Source organism: Hassallia byssoidea VB512170, from assembly GCF_000817785.2.
Taxonomy (GTDB): Bacteria; Cyanobacteriota; Cyanobacteriia; order Cyanobacteriales; family Nostocaceae; genus Hassallia; species Hassallia carrinoi.
The window spans coordinates 35,184-52,263 of record NZ_JTCM02000021.1 but is presented as its reverse complement, the minus strand read 5'-3'; the positions used below and the strand labels follow the sequence as shown (position 1 = coordinate 52,263).

At 42.7% G+C, this 17,080-nt stretch carries 16 protein-coding genes; 8 read left to right on the top strand and 8 right to left on the bottom strand.

Annotated features, from left to right (window positions below):
- Positions 1–483: 483 nt before the first annotated feature.
- Positions 484–711 (bottom strand): hypothetical protein, encoded by a 228-nt coding sequence (locus PI95_RS12245; RefSeq protein WP_039747846.1) that lies wholly within the window; start codon positions 709–711, stop codon positions 484–486.
- A gap of 114 nt (positions 712–825) precedes the next feature.
- Here PI95_RS12245 and PI95_RS12240 point away from each other — a divergent pair, with 114 nt between their 5' ends.
- Entirely contained in the window at positions 826–3,672 is a 2,847-nt protein-coding gene (locus PI95_RS12240; RefSeq protein WP_163518836.1) for a HEAT repeat domain-containing protein, read from the top strand.
- A gap of 334 nt (positions 3,673–4,006) precedes the next feature.
- Positions 4,007–4,309 carry a hypothetical protein gene (locus tag PI95_RS12235; protein ID WP_163518835.1) on the top strand — a complete coding sequence of 101 codons (303 nt, stop codon included), beginning with the start codon at positions 4,007–4,009 and terminating at the stop codon, positions 4,307–4,309.
- Between the two features lie 94 nt (positions 4,310–4,403).
- Here PI95_RS12235 and PI95_RS12230 read toward each other — a convergent pair whose 3' ends face one another.
- The gene (locus tag PI95_RS12230) at positions 4,404–4,970 is read right to left on the bottom strand and encodes a Uma2 family endonuclease (protein WP_039747842.1); all 567 of its coding nucleotides are present in this window, start codon (positions 4,968–4,970) and stop codon (positions 4,404–4,406) included.
- 143 nt (positions 4,971–5,113) lie between these two features.
- Complete coding sequence (gene aroB / locus PI95_RS12225; protein WP_039747840.1) at positions 5,114–6,211, bottom strand: 3-dehydroquinate synthase; 1,098 nt, start codon at positions 6,209–6,211, stop codon at positions 5,114–5,116.
- A gap of 129 nt (positions 6,212–6,340) precedes the next feature.
- On the opposite strand from aroB, the gene petL reads away from it, so the two are divergent.
- On the top strand, positions 6,341–6,436 hold the full coding sequence (petL, locus tag PI95_RS12220) for a cytochrome b6-f complex subunit PetL (protein ID WP_063842387.1): 96 nt from the start codon (positions 6,341–6,343) through the stop codon (positions 6,434–6,436).
- A gap of 72 nt (positions 6,437–6,508) precedes the next feature.
- Here the strand turns inward: petL and bioB are convergent, their stop codons facing one another.
- Together bioB and PI95_RS12205 are read right to left on the bottom strand one after the other, a co-directional pair.
- Positions 6,509–7,519 (bottom strand): biotin synthase BioB, encoded by a 1,011-nt coding sequence (gene bioB / locus PI95_RS12215; RefSeq protein ID WP_039747839.1) that lies wholly within the window; start codon positions 7,517–7,519, stop codon positions 6,509–6,511.
- Between the two features lie 128 nt (positions 7,520–7,647).
- On the bottom strand, positions 7,648–7,830 hold the full coding sequence (locus PI95_RS12205) for a hypothetical protein (protein WP_052325287.1): 183 nt from the start codon (positions 7,828–7,830) through the stop codon (positions 7,648–7,650).
- A 360-nt stretch (positions 7,831–8,190) separates the two neighbouring features.
- Between PI95_RS12205 and PI95_RS12200 the strand changes: the two genes are divergently transcribed.
- Both PI95_RS12200 and PI95_RS12195 read left to right on the top strand, forming a co-directional pair.
- A complete protein-coding gene (locus tag PI95_RS12200) occupies positions 8,191–9,270 on the top strand; it encodes a M4 family metallopeptidase (protein ID WP_039747838.1) in 1,080 nt (359 codons plus the stop codon).
- A gap of 175 nt (positions 9,271–9,445) precedes the next feature.
- The gene (locus tag PI95_RS12195; protein WP_039747837.1) at positions 9,446–9,739 is read left to right on the top strand and encodes a protealysin inhibitor emfourin; all 294 of its coding nucleotides are present in this window, start codon (positions 9,446–9,448) and stop codon (positions 9,737–9,739) included.
- A gap of 169 nt (positions 9,740–9,908) precedes the next feature.
- Here the strand turns inward: PI95_RS12195 and PI95_RS12190 are convergent, their stop codons facing one another.
- Positions 9,909–10,835, bottom strand: coding sequence for a cobalamin-binding protein (locus tag PI95_RS12190; protein ID WP_039747836.1), 927 nt, complete (start codon positions 10,833–10,835; stop codon positions 9,909–9,911).
- A 209-nt stretch (positions 10,836–11,044) separates the two neighbouring features.
- On the opposite strand from PI95_RS12190, the gene PI95_RS12185 reads away from it, so the two are divergent.
- Genes PI95_RS12185 through PI95_RS12175 form a run of 3 tightly spaced genes read left to right on the top strand, consistent with a single transcriptional unit; the run spans position 11,045 to position 13,815 of the window.
- Positions 11,045–11,446 carry a PAS domain-containing protein gene (locus tag PI95_RS12185; RefSeq protein ID WP_163518834.1) on the top strand — a complete coding sequence of 134 codons (402 nt, stop codon included), beginning with the start codon at positions 11,045–11,047 and terminating at the stop codon, positions 11,444–11,446.
- Positions 11,428–13,578, top strand: a complete 2,151-nt coding sequence (locus PI95_RS12180) for a GAF domain-containing hybrid sensor histidine kinase/response regulator (protein ID WP_039747834.1) — start codon at positions 11,428–11,430, stop codon at positions 13,576–13,578. The genes PI95_RS12185 and PI95_RS12180 overlap by 19 nt, the downstream gene beginning before the upstream one ends.
- The gene (locus PI95_RS12175; RefSeq protein ID WP_163518833.1) at positions 13,579–13,815 is read left to right on the top strand and encodes a hypothetical protein; all 237 of its coding nucleotides are present in this window, start codon (positions 13,579–13,581) and stop codon (positions 13,813–13,815) included.
- Here the strand turns inward: PI95_RS12175 and PI95_RS12170 are convergent.
- Together PI95_RS12170 and PI95_RS12165 are read right to left on the bottom strand one after the other, a co-directional pair.
- Complete coding sequence (locus PI95_RS12170) at positions 13,743–16,457, bottom strand: glycosyltransferase family 39 protein (protein ID WP_163518832.1); 2,715 nt, start codon at positions 16,455–16,457, stop codon at positions 13,743–13,745. The two genes, PI95_RS12175 and PI95_RS12170, sit on opposite strands and share 73 nt — an antisense overlap.
- 99 nt (positions 16,458–16,556) lie before the next feature.
- Positions 16,557–16,991 (bottom strand): GNAT family N-acetyltransferase, encoded by a 435-nt coding sequence (locus tag PI95_RS12165; RefSeq protein ID WP_039747833.1) that lies wholly within the window; start codon positions 16,989–16,991, stop codon positions 16,557–16,559.
- Positions 16,992–17,080 lie beyond the last annotated feature (89 nt).

The window sequence follows — 17,080 nt, the reverse complement described above, 5'->3', positions numbered from 1 at the left end:
GCAACATTCTGGTAAGTCACTTTGACCGTATGCGATCGCAGTATCCGGAGATTACAGCGCGGTTGATTGTGGAAGCGAATTTGATATTTTGGGGAATGCGATCGCTATTTTTAGGGCTTACGCAAAGCCCCCCTTTATAAGGGGAGTCACTTGCACAAAAAGGGGTTTCCCGACTTTAGCTAGAAATAAGTTACAAGAAAAGTTGATGGCTGAGATAAATATTTGGATTAAAGAATATGTGGAAAAGTTGTTTTTCAGCCAATAAATGTCCCGACAGGTGGTTATCAGCAATTTGACGCAGGAGGACACCAAATATTGCTCAATTATCGCTCCTCACGCCAAATTGCCTCACAACTCACTAACCAACAACCCTTCGGGTTCACCACTTGCTACAACGGGGGGAACCCTCCGAAGTTCTGATCGGAGGAAACCTCCGCTCAGACTTCTCTTTGCAACGCAGTGGTTCACCAACAACTAACAATATTATTTGTTGTCCTTTTTCTGTTTATCTTGCAAGCTGCTGGCTTGTTTCAGCACCGGGATGCACTGATTAATCATCCACATCAAAACCTCGATTCGTGAGTCTCCCTGCTGAATGCGGTTTTCCGCTTGGATGCCAATAAGTGTTGTTTGCATCAGTAACAACACTATAATGATTTGGCGATAAAGCTTTTGACGAGTGCTTTGGCTTTGCTTGTGCTGAGTTTTCATTTATTTACCTCACCTCGATTTCAAATCCAGGTTAAGGTTGGGATTAATTGACAAGTAAATTTTCCCAAGCGTTGATAAAAGCCGTTTAGAATCTACATAGGGTGCTTGGGAAAGATGTCTGGCTTGGGAAAGCGAAGAACTTTTTGGAAAATTTTTTTTCTTTTCGATGACGGTACTTACATGGGGCGGAATCTTAGCTACGATACTGGAAGAAAACACGCAAAGATATTGCTCTGTGCTTTACTGTCCTTTGTGGAAGCTGGGGAAGAATCAAAAGACTGTAAAGCCGATTGGCAAGCGGGTACTCAGTTATGGGTAACGCATTCTACATTAGAAGGACTGGCAGAACTGACGAAGAGGTATAACGACAGCTTAGAGGCTGAAGAAATTAGGAATGCGCTCAACTGTCTGATAAGCTTGAAAATTCTTGATGATACACGCGGACAAAACAACGCTAAGACTAGAACAAACTCAAAGGTGTGGAGTTTCACGCTCAAGTTTCCCAGCATCGATAAAGAAAAGAACCTCAAGTGGTTGTTTGATCAAGGTGGGGAATGGGATAAATGCCGAAAAGCTCAAAAAAATTACTCTGGTAAAGTTGCCAAAGCTTCGGAAGAAAAATCTCAGGGTGCTAACTGGCAAGAAATCTGCCGCACGATGCTGGAAAAGCACAAGCGTCTCACCACAAATGAGTTGCTGTTTGATGATGATGACATGAAATTTGAGTTAAAGGAAATTCATGTCCCTTTAGCATTGGTGCAGCGTAGCAAGCCGAAGAAGTGCAGCCAGGATATTGACCCAGAACAAGGTTCGCGACTTTACGAACCGAGTTATGAAGAGAAGCAGCGGTTTGAACATCAGGCTTTTTTAGGGCAAATTATCCGTGATGGTGTTGGTAAAACCCAAGGACAACGCATTGCTTTGATTGGGGAACCGGGTGCGGGAAAAACTACTCAGTTGCAAACTATAGCTTTCTGGATATTAAACAACAATCTCGGTTTACCAATTTGGATTTCTTTGGCAGACTTGCAAGGAAAGACTGTAGAAAATTATCTGCTGCAAGATTGGCTGAAGAATGCTTTAGAAGTGGTGCGTGTAACAGAAGAAGAGGAAAACGCTATTGCAAAATTATTCAAGAATAATTGTGTGTGGTTGTTGTTGGATGCGGCAGATGAAATGTCCTCACTCCAACCATTAACTGAGATTTCCCAGCAGTTGACGGGATGGGTGAAAAATGCGCGGGTTGTGCTGACTTGTCGGGTGAATGTTTGGGAAGCAAACGCCGGCGCTTTAGCAGATTTTGAGACGTATCGATTGCTGAATTTTGAATATCCGCAACAGGTGCAAGAGTTTATTCGGCGTTGGTTTCACAATAAGGATGCAGACAAAGGGGAAAGATTATGGCAGGAATTAGATAAACCTGAACGTCAGCGCATCCAAGATTTAGTGAAAAATCCTTTGCGGTTAGCGCTGTTGTGTAGCACTTGGCAAGGTTCCGATAAAGGTTTACCGGAAACTAAAGCCGGACTTTATCAGCAGTTTGTGGAAGAGTTTTACAAGTGGAAAGAAAACCGCTTCCCTACTACCGAAGAGAAGCAAGAAGAATTAAACGCAGCGTTGGGACGTTTGTCAAAAAAGGCAATCGACCAAGAAACGTCACGGTTTCGGCTACGTCATAAGTTGGTGCGTGAGGAATTGGGTGATGCAAAACAGCCAAATTCTTTATTTTGGTTAGCGTTACAGTTGGGATGGCTAAATGAAGTTGGACTGGCTGCGGAATCAACAACGAAAGAGAAAGTTTACGCTTTCTACCATCCCACATTTGAGGAATATTTTGCAGCGTTAGCGGTTGATGATTGGCACGAGTTTCTGAATCATCCCCTCCCACTCCCCACTCCCTACTCCCCACTCCCTGCCGAAGGGGTTTATCGCATTTTTGCACCGCAGTGGAAAGAGGTGATTTTGCTGTGGTTGGGACGTGAGGATGTGGGGAGGAAGGAGAAGGAGGAGTTTATTAGTGCGTTGGTGGAATTTGATGATGGGTGTGGGGAATTCAGTGCTATTGATAAAGTCAAAAGGGGATTTTACGAGTTTCGCGCTTATTTTCTCGCTGCTGCCGGCATTGATGAGTGGAAAAATTCTTTAAAGGCAGATGCTATTGTGGCGGAAATCGTTAAGTGGGGCTTTGGTGAGTTTAAAGTTGAACAAAACGAGTGGGTAGAATTTCTCTACCCAATCGAAGAGGCAGCAAAGACAGCACTGACTCAGACAAATCGCATAAAAGCGATCGCTGCTTTAGTCGAGTTAATCGCCAAACCAGAACTGAATGATTCTATCCGAAGGCTAGCGGCATCTAGCTTAGGGAAAATTGACCCAGGCAACGAAAAAGCGATCGCTGCTTTAGTCGAGTTAATCGCCAAACCAGAACTGAATGATTCTATCCGAAGGCTAGCGGCATCTAGCTTAGGGGAAATTGGCTCTGGCAACGAAAAAGCGATCGCTGCTTTGGTCAAGTTAATCCACAATCCACAACTGGATGATGATACCCGAAGGCTAGCGGCATATAGCTTAGGGGAAATTGGCTCTGGCAACGAAAAAGCGATCGCTGCTTTGGTGGAGTTAATCGCCAAACCAGAACTGAATGATTCTATCCGATGGCAAGCGGCATCTAGCTTAGGGGAAATTGACCCAGGCAACGAAAAAGCGATCGCTGCTTTAGTCGAGTTAATCGCCAAACCAGAACTGGATGATTATACCCGAAGACGAGCAGCATCTAGCTTAGGGGAAATTCTGTCAGAGGAACAGATGCCGAGTGTTGTCACCAGGCTAAAGAATTGCTTATCACCTGAAGCTTACAAAAATGACTTTAAGCGATTTAATAATTGCTACTCCCTTATCTGGAAGTACGCCCAAAGTATGCCCTACCCCGCTTTTTATCAAGCTTGGCATCAGCAAGAGTAAGTGAAAGATGGAGAGTAGGAAAGAAAAATACTTTCTCCAGCCAAAACCGAAATCACGCACATCTCACGTCGCGGTAAGTTTTGCTCCACATTACATTCCTTTAACCTGACATTTTGCACCAATCCCAACAACCGCCTTAGAATTCATTCTAAGGCTAATAGCTAAAGTCGTCTAAAGACGACTAGATAAAGGTTTTAGTCCACTTAAGTGGACTTGAGCTATTAGCCCTGAGTTTTAACTCTGGGCGGGTCTGGACGTTAATTGAGAATAGTGCAAGATATTAGTTTAAGCGCACTCTTCATTTTTTCGCTAATTCTCGAAGTTTGACCTTCTGATGCTCATCGTTGACCTTCTGAAGCTCATCGTTGACCTTCTGAGGCTCATCGTTGACCTTCTGAAGCTCAACTTTGACCTTCTGAGGCTCATCGTTGACCTTCTGAGGCTCATCGTTGACCTTCTGAGGCTCAACATTGACCTTCTGAAGCTCATCGTTGACCTTCTGAGGCTCATCGTTGACCTTCTGATGCTCATCGTTGACCTTCTGAAGCTCATCGTTGACCTTCTGAGGCTCAAATATTGCGCTTTTTGTTTGTATACAATACAATCTGACCTCTCTGGTAAACCTCTTTCCCAATAGGGTTCGGATAAGGTTTTTTGATGAAAATTATAAATCGCAAAGACGCGATAAATCGCCGTCTCTACAAAAAACTGATTATTGTAAAGACGGCAATTTATCGTATCTTCGCCTTTTGAAACACTTGCTCAACACTAAATTCTAATCCCGCAAACAGCGAATCTGTAAGCAATTCCTCACCCATATAAGTCACAGGCGCCGCATCTGGATAAAAAACAGTGATGCTTCTTGCCTTACTATCTACCACCCAAACCCGCTGCACTTTAGCGTCTAAATAGTCTTTTGCTTTGGCTGCCATTTGTCCAAAGGTTTGTCCTGGGGAAATAATTTCAATTACTAAATCAGGTGGAACAGAACACGCTACGTCTTCATCCCAATCGGCGGGTAAATTTTCATTGGAAATGTACAATAAATCAGGTGTCGGTACCCAATTTCGCCCCCGACAGGTTAATGTAATTGCTAATTCTGGACAAACTTCACCTTTTCCCTCACACCAATCATCAATTAGGTAGAGAAAGGCACGAGTAAGTTTAGAGTGAAATTTTTTTGGGGACATCTTCGGAATTGCTTGTCCATTGACGAGCTCGTAGGTGATATCTCCCTCACCTGGGGGAAGATTCAAAAACTCTTGCAAGGTGAGTTGATTGTTTGCTGAGAGTATCATGGCACAAATCGGCTGGCGGGTAGTTTAATGGTATTGAGTTAGGATTTACGCTGTTATACACATTGATTGAAGTTTTATTCGTAGTAGGCACTTTAGTGCCTTTTTGAGCGCTGAAGCGCTCACTACGAATATATAAGCGATCGCTAACCTTGCATCCCGCGCAACACAGCTGTGATAATATCCGATGGTACTTCATCAGTCACCGTCACTACACCAATCTGCGTTGGCAAAACAAACCTAACTTTACCGTCTTTGACTTTCTTATCGGTTTGCAACGCCTCAATTATTCCTTCAATATCCACCCCTGCGGGTAACTTTGTCGGTAAACCGGCTTTAGCAATCAAAGCATCTTGCCTTTGTGTATCTTCTTTTTGCCACATTCCCAATTCCGCAGCAATTTGCCCTGCTGCTACCATCCCAATACCTACAGCTTCACCGTGATTTACTAAACGATAACCTGTCAAGCTTTCTACGGCGTGTCCGATGGTGTGACCATAATTAAGAATAGCCCGCAGTCCGGCTTCTTTTTCGTCTTTACTGACAACATCAGCTTTTGCTTGACAAGAACGAGTTAAAATGCTATCTATTAATTCTGGCTTGACGTAGCGGTGTTGATTTAGGTTCTTACTCGCTTCCATTTGGGCGAATAATTCCGCATCCCAAATCACACCGTACTTGATAACTTCTGCCATTCCAGCGCGAAACTCTCGCATGGGAAGGGTTTTCAGCACTTCTGGATCGATTAAAACCAAACGCGGTTGATGAAACGCACCAATCAAGTTTTTACCTTGGGGATGATTTACGCCAGTTTTGCCACCGATCGCCGAATCTACCATTGCTAAAAGTGTAGTCGGCACTTGCACAACGTTAATCCCCCTGAGCCACGTAGCAGCCGCGAAGCCTGTCATATCACCAACTACACCCCCCCCCAAAGCCACCATAGTTGAGGAGCGTTCTAGGCGGTTTTCTAGGGCAACGTCGTAGATTTTTTGAATTGAGTTCAGGTTTTTATAGCGTTCTCCAGGTGGAAGGGTGCAACTGACAACTTCAAAATTAGCAGCTTTTAAAGATGCGATCGCTCTTTCTCCATAATGCTTAAAAATCGTCGGGTTAGAAACTAGCAGTATTTTCTTACGTAGCTGCAAACTGCTCATCTGTTCGCCGAGATTATCCAGATTACCAGATGCGATCGCAATCTCATAAGACTGCTCCGGTAAATTTACGTTAATACGGTTCATCACTAAACCCCCCTATGCCCTCTTTTTTCGCATTCTACGCAGGTGGAGACAAGAACACAAGGGGGAAAAGTGACTAATAACTGTTGACTAATGCTTGAATAGATATTAGTAAAGTCTTATGGAGAAACGTAAATGTTTGCTGTGATATCTTATATTGGCTTTTTGGCTTTGTTCTTTGGTATAGCTGTTGGTCTGCTGTTCGGTCTGCGTAGCGCGAAGATTATTTGATGAATGATTATCTCACGCAAAGGCGCAAAGGCGCAAAGAAAACCTTTGCGTCTTCGCGTCTTGGCGTGAGATTTAATTAATAACTGCTTGAGGTGCTAGTTTATCGCGAGTTTTCGGAGGACGCATTTCTAAACCAAGTAAATTGAGCATTTCTTGGTCGGCGTTGTATCCTGGGCAAGGAGTGGTAACGGTTAACATGTGACCGTCGTCGCTAGAAAAGATAGAATTTGCTCCTGCCATGAAGCATAAGGCTTGTTCAACTTGGGAAAGTCTGGCTCTACCTGCACTGAGGCGGACATCAGAAGCTGGCATTAAAATACGAGCAGTGGCGATCGCTCGCACGACATCCCAAATGGGGACATCTGGCTGATTTTCTAATGGTGTGCCTGGAACTTGCGAGAGAATATTAATTGGTACGGACTCTGGATGTGGCTGTAGTGTTGCCAGAGTGTGCAACATCGAGACGCGATCGCCTACTGTTTCGCCTAAACCAAGTATACCGCCAGAACATACAGTTACATTTGTCGAGCGGACATTATCGATGGTGTGAAGGCGATCGCCATAAGTTCTGGTTGTAATGATAGTGTTGTAATATTCTGCTGATGTATCCAAGTTATGGTTATAGGCATACAATCCGGCATCTTCTAAGCGCTTTGCTTGAGATTCGGTCAGCATTCCCAGAGTGCAGCATACCTCTAAACCTAATGCTGTCACCTCTTTAACCATTTCTAACACTTGATCAAATTGCGAGTTATCGCGTACTTCTCGCCAAGCAGCACCCATACACACACGACTTATACCACTTTCTTTCGCTTTTTGGGCGATGTTAAGTACTGTTTCTTTTTCTAAAAGTGCTTCTGGCTTCACTGCTGTTTTGTAGCGAGAAGATTGAGCGCAATAGCTGCAATCTTCTGGACAAGCTCCTGTTTTAATAGAAATTAGCTTGCAAACTTGAATTTTTGTTGAGTCATGATATTGACGATGCACGCTAGCAGCTTGATAAATCAGCTCTAGCAATGGTGTATTATATATTGCCCCAATCTCTGAAGAGTCCCAATCGTAGCGTATTCTACTCACCGACATCACTATCCTTGTTGTAGAGTGGATTGATCGCAAGAGCGTGGGTAATTGGTAATTGAGAATTGGTAATTGAGAATTGGTAATTGGTAATTGAGAATTGGTAATTGGTAATTGGTAATTGCTAATAGTTTTTACCCATTCCCCATTCCCGATTTTCCTTTACCGATTCCCCATTCCCCATTCCCCCTTCGGGTTCGCCAGTCGCCTGCGGAGGGAAACCCTCCCGCAGCGCTGGACTCACCATTCCCTATTCCCCATTCCCCATTCCCCATTCCCCATTCCCCATTCCCCATTCCCCATTCCCCATTCCCCATTCCCCATTCTCCAATCCCCTTTATTAACAAAATAGTAATAAATAGCACAATTGTCCTTAATAGGAACTATTATATAAACCCGTTGGGTGTATTTAACGAGGTGTTGCTGATTGACGCTATTGTTTTGGGCTGAAACTCGCCGCATCAACGTTTCCCTTGTACTTTGATGCAACACCCTAACACAAAAGTACCCTGCGAGGGTACTGTAAAATCGATAGCGGATCTGTCGAAAATAGAAAGTAGAAGATTTTCTGAGAGACAAACCACGGATACGCTGTTGGTATTGGTTTTTCTGCTCCTTTCAACAGTGGAGTTTAAGCCACTTCTCATCACTTACTTTTAAAAAGGAGAACATCTTGCATGGCTAGAAGCAATAAAAGATCGTTAGGGTTTGACTGTAAGCATCAAATTTATTCTCGCTGCCCTATTTGTTGTATCATCCCCCCACATGTGCTGGAAAAGGTTGCTGTTAATGGCAATCCTGAACAGCGTCAGTGGGCTTTTCATACATTAAATGTTTCCGCACAGCTTCGCGGACGTCGCGATGTGGTAGGTGGTATTACATTTGAAGCCCAACCCGGTGTAAAGCGTCGCACCGTCTATGATGCTAAAAATGGCGAACAACTCCCTGGCACGCTAGTACGTAGTGAGGGCGATCCTGCCAGCAGTGACGTGATGGTGAACGAGGCTTACGATAGTGCTGGGGCAACTTATGATTTGTATTATGATGTCTTCGAGCGCAATTCTGTTGATGATAAGGGGCTGCGTTTAGACTCTACCGTGCATTTCGGTAAGAAGTATGACAACGCCTTTTGGAATGGCAGTCAGATGGTTTATGGTGATGGTGACGGAGAGCTTTTTCAACGCTTCACTAAGTCAATTGATGTGATTGGACATGAGTTAACTCATGGTGTGACTCAGTATGAAGCTGCTCTAGTATACTTTGGCGAATCTGGCGCACTCAATGAGTCGATGTCTGATGTCTTTGGTATCATGGTCAAACAAAGAGTAAATAATGAGACCGTAGATAAGTCGAGTTGGGTTATTGGGGAAGGTCTATTTGCGCCAAATGTCAAGGGTGTAGGTATCCGCTCGATGAAAGCGCCTGGGACAGCGTATGATGATCCGGTGTTGGGTAAAGACCCGCAACCAGCGAATTATAAAGACCTTTACAGGGGGATGCAAGATAACGCTGGAGTGCATATTAACTCAGGTATTCCCAACAATGCGTTTTACTTAGCGGCAATGGAGATTGGCGGTTATGCTTGGGAAAAAGCAGGCAAAATTTGGTACATAAGTTTACGCGATCGCCTGCGTTCTAAAGCAAATTTTAAACGCGCTGCTCAAATAACTATTCAAGTTGCTGGCGAACTCTACGGCAATAATGGCAAGGAACAAAAAGCAGTGCAGAATGCTTGGCAAAAGGTCGGAGTTCTGTAGAGACGTAAGGCGTGGAACGTCTGTACGGGGAATTATGTACAGACGCAAGGAATTCATAATTCATAACTTCTAATTGTCTGCGTGTTGTCTTTTATTGCTAAACTAGGAGATAATACTGTTTTCCTCCTAGTTTTTGTATTTTTCGCAGCGCATACAACACGACGGAGACTTAAAAATGCGGATCTCCTTAGAACGCTCGGGCGGTTTTGCTGGAATAATCAGGACAACAAATATTGACACAGCTACTCTGCCGCCAAACGAATCTAACCAGGTTTCTCAACTAATTCAATCTGCGGGTTTCTTTGAATTACCGCAAACGATCGCTTCAGATACACGAGGAAGCGATCGCTTTCAATATACCTTGACTGTAGAAGATAACGGTAAGCAACATACCATCACCGTAGGTGAGTCTGCACTCTCCGGTGACTTAAAATCCCTAATAGAATGGCTGAAAAACGCTAAGGACTAGGGACTAGGGACAAGGGGGACAGGGGGGACAAGGGAGACAAGGGAGACAAGGGAGACAAGGGGACAAGGGGGACAAGGGGGACAAGGAAGAATTTATCCGATTTCCATTACCCATTACCAATTACCCATTACCAATTACCCATTCCCCACTCCCCATTCCCCATTCCCCATTACAAAACTTCCCAGCCGGTTCCTTTGTAACCGTATTCAAAGATTTCCGGATGCAGAATTTCTGCCAAAATTTCTAAAGAATCTGCTAGTCGCGGTCCTGGACGGTTGAAATAGGCATTACCATCAGTAATATACACCCTACCACTTTGGGTGGCGTGGAGTTTTTGCCATTCTGGATTTTGAGTTAATAATTGTGCTTCTTGACGAGTGCGATTTAAATCAAAGCCGCAAGGCAGAAAAATGACTGCATCTGGATTGCTAGCTATGAGTGTTTCCCACTGCAACTGAGTTGAAGGCTGACCGGCAACGCTAAACAGCGATTGTCCTCCGGCTAAGTTTACTAATTCCGGAATCCAATTGGAAGCAACCATTAAAGGTTCAGTCCATTCGATACAAGCGACTTTGGGCAGTTCTGTTAAAGAAAGTCCTTGGACTTTTTGCTTGACAATTTGGACGCGAGCTTCTAAATTTTCTAATACCTTGACTGAATCAACGTTGAAGGCTTTGCTGACTCGCTCAATATCCGTCCAAACATCCTTGAGTACATTGGGTTGCAAGGAAATAATTTGGGGTGAATTGTGGGTAAGGCTAGCAACTGCCTTTTCGACATCACCCAGACTGACAGCACAAACGTCACACTGGTCTTGGGTGACAATGTGAGTGGGCTGCAATTGTTCTAAAACATCTGTTTTGATTTGATAGATGCTGAGGGCAGATTGCAACAAGTTGTTGACTTTATCATGAATTTCGGCGCTGGGTGCATTGGTGTTTAGTCTTGCTTGGGTGCAAACAGGGCGATTTTTGATTTCTGGAGGGTAGTCACATTCGTGCGATCGCCCCACAATCATATCAGTTAAACCCAATGCGGCTAAAATCTCCGTTCCACTGGGAATTAGGGAGACAATTCTCACGTTACTCTCTGTCATTGCTCCACCTTCGCAACAGCTTATTATTTCAATTCTCGCAAAATTCGGTCTTATATGTATCTTTCTTTAGGAGAATGCACAAGTCTCAGTGGGAAGATATAAATATGGACAGAGGGTAGATAAAGAGTATCTTCATCACTTTTTTACAGTAAATGGTCATTTGGAACAACCGAAATTAACCAGTACTAGAAAAATAACCAAATTTCTTTGTGTTTGCGAACACGGAAAATCTTAATCTTATAGCTATATTAAATTTATCATTTAAGGATAAAAATATATTATATTCTTCTATTATGTTTGATAGCAAAATCAATATATGTTGCTTCTGTGCAGCAATGTTTGAAAAGATAATAGCACATAATAACGACGAAATTACTTTCAATGCGAATCATGCTTTCGTGACAATGAGTAGTTATCAAGTTAAAAACCTGATTGGCAAAAACAGTTTTGAAATTATACCAGAATCACAAGAGTTAATCATAAAAAATATTCTTGATAATTATGAAAAACCCGATGAAGTCGTTGTAGTTAAACAAAACGGTTTTACTTTGACCGTTGAACTACAAGCGAAAGTCATTCCCAGGAGCAAGAAATGCGAGTATTGGCAGTGAGAGATATTAGAGAACGCAAGCAAACAAAAGAGGATTTGCTCATACCGGAAGATTGTCTGCCGCAAAGCCAGACACTGATGCAACTGGCAAAAAGCAATACGTTCGAGCAAGGCAATCTTCAGGCAACATTAAAGGAAATCACCGAAGCAGCAGCGCGATCGCTTTTAGTGCAGCGAGTTGGGGTATGGTTGTACAACTCAGACTATTCAAAAATTGAATGCATTGATTTATATGATGTTAGCACAAACCAACATACCGCCGGTCTTTCCCTTTTAAAAGCAAGTTGTCCCGCTTATTTTCAAGCTTTGTCAGAGGAACGTAGCATTGCAGTAAATGATGTTTTCAACGACAAAAGAACCCAAGAATTCTCCTCTCATCTTTCTATGTTTGGGGTTACATCGGTGCTGTATGCACCGATTTGGTTAGGAAGTCGATTGGTGGGGGTAGTTTGCCACCAACACATTAATAGTGTTCGGCAATGGACTTTGGAAGAAGAGAATTTTGCTGCCTCAATTGCAGATTTCGTCAAGCTAGCAATCGAAATCAGCGAGCGAAACGCTGCACAGTCAGCACTAAGAAAAAGTCAGGCAAAATTCCGGGCAATGTTTGAGCGTTCTTCTATTGGTATTAGCTTGGCAAATATGGATGAAAAGATAGTAGATAGTAATCCGGCTTTATGTCAGATGCTAGGTTACAATCAAGAAGAACTATGTGACAAACGCCTTAGAGATTATATTTATTATGAAGATTTGACTACAGATTTACAGTACCAACAAATAGTAGCAGAAAATCGCGATTGTTTCAAGAAAGAATTGCGTTTTCAACATAAAGACGGTAGCTTAGTTTGGACTGACATTTCCGTTTCTTTGATTGACGACACAAATAATCAACCTGAATTTTTCCTCACCATTATAGAAGATATCACAGAACGCAAGCGAACTGAGTTAAAATTGCTTAAAACTAAAGAAGCAGCAGAAGTAAGCAGTCGGGCAAAAAGTGAATTTTTAGCAACTATGAGTCATGAACTGCGTACACCTCTAAATGCAATTATGGGTTTATCTCAGTTGCTGCAACAAAAAATAGTAGGCACGCTGAATGATAAGCAAGAAGAATATGTAAATTATATATATAGTAGTGGTGAACAATTGCTGGCACTGATTAACGATATCCTTGATTTGTCTAGGGTAGAAGCCGGCAAAGAAGAATTAATGCTGTTACCTTTGCAAGTGGAAGATATTTGTAACTCTGTAATATCGACAGTGCGCGATCGCGCTTTTGAAAAAAAATTGCAACTCACAACCGAAATATATCCAGAGGCAGATGTTTGCATTGCCGACGAGCGACGAATTAAACAAATGCTACTAAATCTGCTCACCAATGCGATAAAATTCACCCCAGGGGGTAAAGTCTCGCTAACGGTGAAAAAAGTACCGCAAGGGATGATATTTACAGTTGCCGATACGGGTATTGGTATCGACTCAAGTCAATTTCAATTTTTGTTTGAACCGTTTAAACAGCTTGACAGTCGCTTAAATCGCGAGTATGAAGGTACTGGTTTAGGTTTAGCTTTGACACGCAAGTTAGCACGAATGCATGGTGGAGATGTGACAGTAGAATCGACTTTGGGAGAAGGTAGTCGATTTATGCTGTTTCTACCAAATCAAATTCATCAGTCAGCAGCGGAGTGGGGGAAAGAAAATAATTCTTCTAAAGTTTCTTTTCCTGTATCTTCTAATCCGAGTGTCCCCGCTACTACAATTAATAAACGCATCTTGCTTGTGGAAGACGAGGAAAACACTGCTACATTGCTGCAAGATTATCTTCAGACAATTGGCTATCAGGTCCAGAAAACTCGCGACTCAAACAGCTTTTTGCATCGGGTAAGAAATTTTCAACCAGATTTAATTTTGTTGGATGTGCATTTAAGCGGAGATGTCAGCGGATGGGATTTGCTGAATCTTGTGCGACAAATACCTTCTTGGCAAGATTTGCCAGTGGTAATTATGACACCAATGGGAATGACTGTAGATCGCGATCGCTTGTGCCAAGCTGGTGCTAGCGACTATCTCAGCAAACCGATTGGTATCGTTCAATTAGAGTTAATATTGATGCGATATTTGGGGAATGGGTAATTGGGCAATGGGCAATGGGCAATGGGCAATGGGCAATGGGCAATGGGCATAGGTTTGGCTGTGCGGTCTTGGGGTTCACCTGCGTGGAGTATCTGCCGTCATTGGGCATGGGGACTGGGGACTAAAAAAAGAAATATTACCAATTACCAATTACCAATTACCAATTACCAATTACCAATTACCAATGCCCCATGCCCATTGCCCCATGCCCTAGTCCCCATTCCCCATTCCCTATAAATCTGCCATGCTTTAATTATGTTTCCTTGCATGAGGTAGGCAACTGCTGAAAGTCCTTTTAGTTCAGTGATGTTGGGGTTTTTGGCTAAACCAGGTTGTAGGGATTTTTGTGCTGCTGCTGGTTGCCAATTGTAGAGTTGGACAAAAGCTAAATAGCCGTAAGCGTAGGGATTTTCTGCGTCTAATTGAGTTACTTTAGTTAAAGATGCGATCGCATCATTCACTCTTCTTTGCAATACGTTTGCTAAAGCTAAAGCATACGCCCAATCACGGTTTTGAGCAATATGCTCTAATCTATATCCTAAAGTTAATCTTCCTTGTACCAAATAATCCTGATTTGGGTCGTATTGATTGATACGTCCTACTTCCTCAAATATTTGCTCTAATGCCGATGCACCCTTGGATAAATTAGCTCCTAATATGCGTAATTGCGTTACTAAATCTAACTCTGGTGCTGGTGTAGCGGTGGCTTGAGGGTCGATTTGCAAAGTAACTTTGGGCACTTTCAGCGGATAACTTTCGCCAGAAACTCGATTGAGATAAGTTGCTTCTAAGGTGTAAGTTCCTGGTGGTGTATCGGCACTTGGTAGCATCGCCATCCTTTCAATAACTGATAAATGCTGATTTGAAGTGGAATGCAAATTGCCCATTGCGATACCGTGGTCGTGTAACCATTTTGAATTATCGGTGTTTCGCCAAGTTAATAATACTAAACCTTGTTCTAACTCTTGCGAGGAGCCAGACCATTCATAAGTTACAGGTACAGGTATTCCTGGCGGCGCTTTTTTTGGGACTGTGACTCGTGATAGAATAATCCGACGGGGGGTTATTGCCGATAGAGATTTTACTTCTATTGGTGGCAGCTTTTGATGATAAAGTTTCAGAAGACTGCGATCGCTTAACTTCCAAGACTTATTTAGCTGGAAATCTGGTGATGTTTCCACAGCTTCGACTATGGCAGCTTGGTTTTCTGGAATTGAACCTTGATTGCCGGTTTTGGTGAGAAACCAAGAAAGCGATCGCCTATCTTGTTCAAGAAACTTTTTTCTTGTTCCTACCTGTCGTCCATAAACTTGAAAGTTCTCTAATGCGCCATAATAATTCAAATTGTGCTGGTTAATTTCTGCGGTAGAAGGCAAAACTCCCAGCGTAGAACGCAGATACGGTTCAGTTTGGATAATTTGGGCAATTACTTGTCGGTGTGGTAACTCAATTCCTAAATAAGGATAATACTGCGATCGCGGACTTAAAGTTTGCGTCATCCAACTACCCAAAATACCTCCCACAGGAAACAGATTGAATAACATCAAAATTATTGCCAAACCAACAGTATAAAAGCGGGTACGCTTTCCCCAAAGATGACGAGAACAAGTTAACCCATAAGCCAAGAATAATGATAGTACTGGTAAATAGGGTAAGACATAGCGATCGTCCTTGTTAGGGTTGAGCGATGATAATAGATAACTTCCTACCCAAAATATTGCGATCCATTTCAGGGAGTAGGAGAGAGGGGGAGATAAGGGAGACAAGGGAGACAAGGGAGATGGAGAAACAAATTCCTCTTTGTCTTCTTGTCCTCCTTGTCCTCCTTGTCCTCCTTGTCCTCCTTCCTTAACATGTCCCCAATAGAGTAGTAAGGCAAATATAGGTACAAGTAATAAAGGTAAAGAAACTTGATTGGGTAATTGATGCCAATAATAAGTCCAAGCTTGTAGTGTATTTAAAGGTGCTTCATGTTCAGCAACAGCAGAATCTAATGTTGCTCTTTTACCAGAAGTAAGGATAATTAACCAATTCGTGCGATACCAGGGTGCAAACACCAATACCGACAAGCATAAACTACCTAGTAGCTGTGCTAAACGTCCCCAACGCCGTTGACGTAATGCTGCAAATCCTACCCAAGCGATCGGCGTTAACAAAAAGAATAACGCAGTTTGCTTCACCAAAAACGCCAATCCTAACGATAAACCAAAAGCAGCAGCCCAGAGAAGAGAGGGGAGGAGGGGGGGAGGGGGGGATGGGGGAGACAAGGGAGACAAGGGAGGCAAGGGAGACAAGGGAGATAAGGAAACAAATTCTTCTTGTCCTCCTTGTCCTCCTTGTCCTCCTTGTCTCCAAATCTCCCTATCTCCCCTAACTTTCCAAACTGTGAGGCAATAAAAACTTAAGGTAACGACAGATGCGAGAGGATAATCTAAGAGAAATTCTAAACGCAGGCGATAAAGACCTGGTAAAATTTGACATAATGCAGCTGCCCATAAACCTACAGACTCGTTAAACAGCACTTTACCCAAGCCATAAACTGACAAAAGTAAAATTCCGCTAAATAACAGCATTACTAAAGTAGCTTGATCTGCACCAGTGCCAAAGATATTTTGAACAATAGCTGTAATGATGTAAGTTAAAGGCGGTATTTTAGAAGATAGCAGCCAAAAACTTTGCCACCATTCTGCATCTGACCATTGAGCATTTTGTAACGCTTGCCAGTAGTTTAACGTGCCGGTTAAGTAATCTGCTTGATCCCAACTTGGAACTGAGCGATCTAGTGTAAACCAAATGCGATCGCATAAAGCCGATATCAGCCAAATTATCCCCAGAATCAGCAGACTATTATATTTATTTCCCTTTTTTTTGGCAGCCATAAATCGCTTCGCTTCTGCGATCGGTTAAAAATGAAGAATTATAAATTATAAATTCATATAAAATCCTAACTTTGGTACAGACGTTGCACCGGAACGTCTCTACAATTTTTTCCTCATTTTGACATGGGGAATACCCGCTTCTATAAATATTTCTCCCTCTTCGGCAAAACCCAATTTGTAGTATAAATTTTTTACATACTCTTGGGCGTTAATCACAACTTCCGGAATCTTCTTGTTTGCTATAATTAACAACGCCTCATTTATAATTTTCTTACCAATACCTTGACCTCTAGCCGTAGATAAAACAGCAAGCCTTTCTATTTTGACAGTTTTATCATCCAAATATCTTATCCTCGCCGTTCCCACAGCTTTATCATCCAAAAAAGCAATCAAATGGTCGCATATTTCATCTTTACCATCAAACTCTAAATCTTCTTCTACCCCTTGTTCCTCTTGAAAAACGATTTTTCTAATAGCCTTAATCTGCGAAAACTCAAAAGACAAATCCGCTAACCTAATAACTAAATCACTCATCAAACTCTCTCTGCGCCACGCCAGTCGCCACAAACTCCTCCACCCCCGCAAGGCGCTGGCTCCTCTGCGCCTCTGCGGTTCGATATAAA